6 protein-coding genes are annotated in these 6,345 nt (G+C 69.2%); 4 read left to right on the top strand and 2 right to left on the bottom strand.

From position 1 onward, the window contains the following. Positions 1-64: 64 nt before the first annotated feature. From QN141_13975 to QN141_13985, 3 genes are all read left to right on the top strand, one after another. On the top strand, positions 65-1,267 hold the full coding sequence (locus QN141_13975; protein ID MDR7559586.1) for a glycosyltransferase: 1,203 nt from the start codon (positions 65-67) through the stop codon (positions 1,265-1,267). Between the two features lie 6 nt (positions 1,268-1,273). Beyond that, complete coding sequence (gene asnB, locus QN141_13980; protein ID MDR7559587.1) at positions 1,274-3,208, top strand: asparagine synthase (glutamine-hydrolyzing); 1,935 nt, start codon at positions 1,274-1,276, stop codon at positions 3,206-3,208. 110 nt (positions 3,209-3,318) lie between these two features. Beyond that, positions 3,319-4,119 carry an FkbM family methyltransferase gene (locus QN141_13985; GenBank protein MDR7559588.1) on the top strand — a complete coding sequence of 267 codons (801 nt, stop codon included), beginning with the start codon at positions 3,319-3,321 and terminating at the stop codon, positions 4,117-4,119. Between the two features lie 100 nt (positions 4,120-4,219). Here the strand turns inward: QN141_13985 and QN141_13990 are convergent, their stop codons facing one another. Both QN141_13990 and QN141_13995 read right to left on the bottom strand, forming a co-directional pair. Next, positions 4,220-4,516 carry a Txe/YoeB family addiction module toxin gene (locus tag QN141_13990; protein ID MDR7559589.1) on the bottom strand — a complete coding sequence of 99 codons (297 nt, stop codon included), beginning with the start codon at positions 4,514-4,516 and terminating at the stop codon, positions 4,220-4,222. Then, entirely contained in the window at positions 4,497-4,781 is a 285-nt protein-coding gene (locus QN141_13995; protein MDR7559590.1) for a type II toxin-antitoxin system prevent-host-death family antitoxin, read from the bottom strand. Before QN141_13995 ends, QN141_13990 begins: the two co-directional genes overlap by 20 nt. Before the next feature lie 112 nt (positions 4,782-4,893). Here QN141_13995 and QN141_14000 point away from each other — a divergent pair. Beyond that, a partial coding sequence (locus QN141_14000) for a carbamoyltransferase N-terminal domain-containing protein (GenBank protein ID MDR7559591.1) occupies positions 4,894-6,345 on the top strand: 1,452 nt, incomplete at its 3' end.

Raw genomic sequence — 6,345 nt, forward strand, 5'->3', positions numbered from 1 at the left:
GGCGACGAGGACAGCAGCCGTCGTCGATGGGCGTGAGGGATCCCGGTCCTGGCGGCGTACAAGAATGAGGTCGCTCAAGATCCTCAACGTCAGCCAAGTCTACCTTCCGAATGGCAGCGCAAGTGGTCAGGCGGTGAAGGTGGATGCCATCTCTCGTCATCTGGCCGAGCATGGCCATCGCGTGACAGTGCTCACGGCTTCGGCGGGATTCGGGGCGACGCCGGTGCGTTGTAAGACGGTGGATGTTGTTTGCCTGCGGTCTGTCATCCGCTATCGTGCTCACAGCATCGCTCCTGGCGTCGCGCGTTATTGCCTGGACACGCTCCGTTCCTTCGACGTGGTCCATCTCTACGGCACCTACGACCTCCTGGGCCCCGTCGTCGCTGCCTTCTGCCGCCGGTGGCGCGTCCCCTACGTGCTCGAGCCGCTGGGCATGTTCCGGCCCATCGTGCGGAACATCGGCCCCAAGCGCGCCTACCGGCGCCTCCTGGGCTGGCCGGTGGTGGCCGGGGCGGCGCGCGTGATTGCCACCAGCGAACTGGAGCGGGAGGAGCTCGTGGCCGACGGTGTGCCGGCGGCCAAGGTCGTGGTGCGGCGCAACGGCGTGGAACCTCCCGGTCCCGAGGAGGCCCCGTCGCCGGGGGCCTTCCGCCGGGACGCCGGGGTCGGGCAGGATCAGCCGCTCGTGCTGTACCTGGGGCGGATCTCGAAGATAAAGGGGCTCGACCTGCTTTTGGAGGCGTTCAGTGCGGTGCCAGCGCCGGCAGCTCTGGCCATCGTGGGCCCCGACGACGGCGACGGGTGCCTCCAGGAGCTCGAGCGGCAGCGTGACCGGCTGGGGCTGAACGGTCGCGTGCGGATCATGGGTCCCCGGTTCGGCGCCGACAAATGGGCAGCCCTGGCCGACGCCGACGTGGTTGTGCTGCCGTCGCGCAGCGAGAACTTCGGCAACGCGGCGGCGGAGGCGGTGGCCTGCGGCGTGCCGGTGGTCGTCACCGACCGGTGCGGCATCGCCCCGCTGGTCGCCGACCGGGCCGGGCTCGTCGTGCCCTGCCATGTGGATGCGATTCGCTACGGGCTCTCCCGGCTGCTCGAAGACCCCGACCTGCGGGAGCGGCTGCGCGCCGGGGCCCTCGAGGTACGCCGCGATCTCTCCTGGGACGAGCCTGTGGCCCGGCAGGAGCAGATCTACCTGGAAGTGCTGCGGGAGCACTCGCATCGCAGCACGGCCTTCGTGCCGGAAGAGGGTCACTCGCGCGGCCTTTGATCTGATATGTGCGGCATCGCGGGGCTGTACGGCCCTCCATTGCTCGCTCCTGAGCCCGTCTGGCGGATGGTCGACCGTCTGCGCCACCGGGGGCCCGACGATCGGGGCGTCCACAGCCCGGCTCCCACCGTGGTGCTCGCCAGCACCCGACTCAGCATCCTCGACCTCTCGCCGGCCGGCCATCAGCCCATGAGCAACGAGGACGGCCGGGTGTGGGTGACATTCAACGGCGAGGTCTACAACTTCCGCGCTCTGCGGGCCGACCTGGAGCGTCGAGGGCACGTCTTCCGCTCGCAGACCGACACCGAGGTGGTCGTCCACGCCTACGAGGAATGGGGCGCCGGCTGCGTGGGCCGGCTGCGGGGGATGTTCGCCTTTGCCATCGCCGACGCGCGCGAAGCCGGGCCCCAGGGGGAGGGGGCGAGACTGCTCCTGGCGCGCGACCCCCTGGGTATCAAGCCGCTGTACTACGCCACGGCCGGCGGCCGGTTGCTGTTCGCCTCCGAGGTCCGGGCCCTGCTCGCTTCGGGCCTGGCGCCGCGGCGGCTCTCCACCGAGGGGCTGGCCGCTTACCTGCTGTGGGGGTCCGTGGCTGAGCCGTTGACTCTGGTGGACGGCGTCCGGTCGCTGCCTCCGGGACACCGCCTGACGGCGCAGGTGAACGACGGTGCGCTGCGGGTCGAGGTGGAACCCTACTGGCGCCTGCCGGTCGCCCCCGCGGCTCGTGACGGCATGGCGGACTCCGCCCGGGACGAGTCCGTGGCGGCGGTCCGCCGCCTTCTTGCGGAAACCGTCGGCCTCCACCTCGTCGCCGACGTCCCCGTGGGCGTCTTCCTGAGCGGCGGCGTGGACTCCACGTGCGTGGCCGCTCTGGCCGCCGAGGCCCACGGCGCGATCTCCACGGTGACGGTGGCTTTCCCGGAAGAGGCCGACAGGAACGAAGCCGCCCTGGCCCGCGAGACGGCCCGGCGGCTGGGCACGCGACACCGCGAGGTGGTCCTCACAGGCCAGGAGGCGCTGCGGCGCCTCGACGAGGCGGTGGCGGCCCTGGACCAACCCAGCATGGACGGCATCAATACCTACTTTGTCTCGTGGGGGGCGCGGCAGGCCGGCCTGAAGGTGGCCCTCTCGGGGCTGGGCGGCGACGAGCTGTTCGGCGGCTACACCACCTTCGTCGCAGTTCCCCGATTGGAGGCTCTGGCAGCCCTGGCCCGCCGGGCTCCTCTCCCGGCGAAGTGGGCGGCGCGGGCTACCCGTGCGCTTCCCGGGCTGAGCCCCGATGCGCGCGGAAAGGTCGCCGACCTGCTGGCTGCCCCCGACCTCCTGCCGCACCCTTATGCCCTGGCGCGGGCGCTCTTCCCGCCGCACCGAGTGCTTGCTCTGCTGAACGGCACTGCGGCCGCCGCACCTGGCGGACCTTGGGCCGACCGCCTCGCCGATCTGGCGGCGCGGTCCCGGGAGCTGGGCCCGTTCGGCCGGGTTTCAACGCTGGAGCTGGGCACCTATCTGGTCAACACCCTGCTGCGCGATACCGACGCCATGAGCATGGCGCACTCGCTCGAGGTGCGGGTGCCATTCATCGATCGGGAAGTGGTGGAGTTCGTAGCCTCCCTACCCGACGCCTGGCGGGCCGGGCGCTTGGGGCCACGACGCGGCGCCAAGGCCCTGCTGCTGGAGGCGCTGGGTGACCGCCTGCCTGAGGCCGTTGTCCGCGGCCGGAAGCGGACTTTTACCCTGCCGTGGGAGCGGTGGCTGCGCGGCCCGCTGAGGGGGAGGGTAGAGGAGGGCATCGAGGCGATCCCCGAACCGCTGCGGCTCTTCCTCGATCCCGTGGAAGTGCGGGCTGTCTGGCGCGACTTCCTGGCCCGCCGGACGGGATGGTCCCGGCCCTGGGCGCTGTACGTGCTGAATGAGTGGGTGCGCAGGCACCTGGTGGTTTGACCCTCGGGCTGGTCTCGGCGAGGATTTGATCCCATGAGAGTGAGGGTCTCGGACAGCGCGACGATTCTTACATCCTTGACGAATTCGTCAAAGCGGCGGGTGACGGCAGCATGATCGTTCGCGGCGTTGATATCGTCCGCCGAGTGCTCCCAGACCGGTGGGTGCTGTCAGTGTACAGTCGTCCCCATCTGGCCGGGTTCCTGCGCCGTGCGCTCAACCGCTTTGTCCCCGAGGGTTTGAGTTCCGTCCGTATCGCGGGTGGTGGTCTGCAAGGCCTGCGCATGGAGCTCGACCTGAGGCGTGAGAAGTTTCTCTGGCTCGGCACCTACGAGCCCTGGATCCAGGAGGCGATGAGCAGGTACGTGCGTCCGGGAGATTGGGCGTGGGATGTGGGGGGGTTCATTGGTTATCACTCACTCTTTCTGTGGCGGCTCGGGGCCAACGTCGTCGCCCTTGAGCCCGATCCCATCAACTTTGACCGACTCCTGACGAATCTCAGAGCCAACGGCGCGCATGACGTCAGGGCGCTCAGGCTGGCTGCCGGACGGACTGAGGGTCGTGCCCGTTTCCGGCGCTTGGCGGAGCATCCGAGTCAGACGCGCCTGGAGGATGATGGCGACGGCGAGTGTTCTGTTGTGCCGTTGGACAACTTGCTCGCGAACTGTCCAGCTCCTCGGCTGGTGAAGGTCGACGTGGAAGGATCCGAGCTCGACGTACTGGCAGGTGCCTCCATCCTCCTGCGGGAGTGTCGGCCCGTGTGGATCGTGGAAACCCACGGAACGGCAGAGATAGTAGCTGCCTGCTTCAGGCTTGAGCGATACGAGGTGAGACCGGTGGGAAAGGGTGCGGAGGTAGACACGCAGTTGCCCGTGGGGGGGCCTGCCCATCTCCTGGCGGTGCCGCGGGCATGATCATCCTGGGTCTGAACGCCTGCCACGGCAACGCGTCGGCCGCCAAGATATCGTGGTCAATCCGGGGCTGAAGCTGCAGATGTGGGGAAAGCGACCCGGCTCAGTAGTGGTACCGCGCCTGCAGGAAATCGATGCGGTCTTCGGTGACGCGGTACACAATTCGGTGCTCCTGCGTCAGCCGTCGTGACCAGACCCCCGGTGCGAGGTATTTCAAGGGCTCCGGCTTCCCGATTCCGGCGAAGGGGTCCCGCACAATGGCGCGGACAAGGTCGAGGGCGCGCAAGGCCACCCTCCGGTCTGTCTCGACCCAGTAGCGGAGATCCTCAATGAACTCGGGGTGGAAGACGGTGTCGCGAGCCCTGCGCGCGGCCCGGCGATTACCGGCGTTCGAGCCCAAGGGCTTTCCGCAGGGCCTCCACCGAGCGCGGCTTGCCTTCCCGCGCGAGGGCACGCCTCAAGGCCCTCAGCAGCCGCTCGGCGTTCTTGGGCGACCTGAGCAGGTGTGCGGTTTCTTGCAGACCGGCCAGCTCGTCGGCGGCGATGAGCGCTACTTCCGGTCTTCCCCGCCGGGTGATGATGATCGTCTCCCGGTCCTGGACCGCGCGCTCGATGAGGCCGGCCAGGCGCGCCCGAGCATTGGTGTAACTGGTCTGGACTGGCATGTGTCTCCCCTTGACCGTTTCTTGACCTGTCAACAAACGTCTGTACAGGATCCTTGTACAGGACATCGGTGCGGTTGTCAAGGTATCGCGGCGCGGCCGTGATTCCACCCTGATGGTCATTCTGGGGATCAACGCCTACCACGGGAACGCCTCGGCGGCCATTCTGTGCGACGGCCGGCTGGTGGCCGCGGCCGAAGAGGAGCGGTTCAACCGGGTCAAGTACGCCGCGGGCTTCCCCACCCGGGCGGTGCAGTACTGCCTGCAGGCCGCGGGTGTGACCCTGGCCGAGGTCGACCACGTAGCCGTGCCCCGCAACCCCTGGGCGCGGGTGGGCAGCAAAGCGCTGTACGCGCTGCGGCTTCCCCGCTTCGCGCTGGACCGCTCCCGGGCCCTCGTCCGTTTCGCCGGCCTGCGAGACGAGCTGGCCCGGGCGTGCGACGCCGATCCCGCCGCCATCCGGGCCCGGTGGCACCGCGTGGAGCACCACCGGGCGCACCTGGCCAGTGCCTTCTTCGTCTCACCGTTTGAGGAGGCGGCGGTCTTGTCGGCCGATGGTCTGGGCGACTTCGCCAGCACCATGTGGGCCAGCGGCCGGGGCCACCGCCTGGAGGTGCACGGCGCGGTGGAGTTCCCGCACTCCCTGGGCCTGTACTACACGGCCATCACCCAGTACCTGGGCTTCTGGAAGTACGGCGACGAGTACAAGGTGATGGGCCTGGCGGCCTACGGGGAGCCGGCCTACCTGGATGAGTTCCGGCGCATTGTACGGACTCCCTCACCCTACACCCTCTCCCCAAAGGGGAGAGGGGGAGTGAAGACATCCTCTCTCACAAGGGGAGAGGGATGGGGTGAGAGGCTGCCATTTCATCTGGGGCTGGAGTATTTTTTGCACCATCGGAACGGGCCGGACATGACCTGGCGCGAGTCCGACCGCACGCCGGTGCTGGGGCGCCTGTTCTCTGACCACTTGGCGGCGCGCCTGGGGCCGGCCCGCCAGGCGGGCGAGCCGATCGAGCGGCGTCACCAGGACGTGGCCGCCACCCTGCAGGCCCGCCTCGAGGAGGTCTACTTCGACCTGCTCGACGCCCTGTACGCGCGCACGGGGCTGCGGGCGCTGTGCCTGGCCGGCGGGGTCGCGTTCAACTGCGTCGCCAACGGCAAGATCTTCGACCGCACCCCCTTCGAGCGGGTCTACGTCCAGCCGGCGGCAGGCGACGCCGGGCTGGCGGTCGGCGCGGCCTTCTACGTCTACCACCAGGTGCTGGGGCACCCCCGGTCCTTCGTCATGGACCACGCCTACTGGGGTCCGGAGTTCGACGCCGCGGTGATCCGCCGGGCTGTGGATGCGGCGGGACTGCGCTACCGGGAGCTGCCCGAGGAGGTGCTGTGCCGCGAGACGGCGCGGCATGTGGCCGAGGGCAAGATCGTCGGCTGGTTCCAGGGGCGGATGGAGTGGGGCCCGCGGGCCCTGGGCAACCGCAGCATCGTCGTCGACCCGCGCCGCCCCGAGATGAAGGACGTCCTGAACCGCCGCATCAAGCACCGGGAGCCCTTCCGGCCGTTT

The sequence above is a fragment of the Armatimonadota bacterium genome, from assembly GCA_031459765.1.
In the GTDB taxonomy this organism is placed as follows: Bacteria; Sysuimicrobiota; Sysuimicrobiia; order Sysuimicrobiales; family Kaftiobacteriaceae; genus Kaftiobacterium; species Kaftiobacterium secundum.

Coding starts and splice junctions, on each gene's coding strand:
- QN141_13975 (MDR7559586.1), top strand. CDS start 65: ATGAGGTCGCTCAAGATCCTCAACGTCAGCCAAGTCTACCTTCCGAAT.
- asnB (MDR7559587.1), top strand. CDS start 1,274: ATGTGCGGCATCGCGGGGCTGTACGGCCCTCCATTGCTCGCTCCTGAG.
- QN141_13985 (MDR7559588.1), top strand. CDS start 3,319: ATGATCGTTCGCGGCGTTGATATCGTCCGCCGAGTGCTCCCAGACCGG.
- QN141_13995 (MDR7559590.1), bottom strand. CDS start 4,781: ATGCCAGTCCAGACCAGTTACACCAATGCTCGGGCGCGCCTGGCCGGC.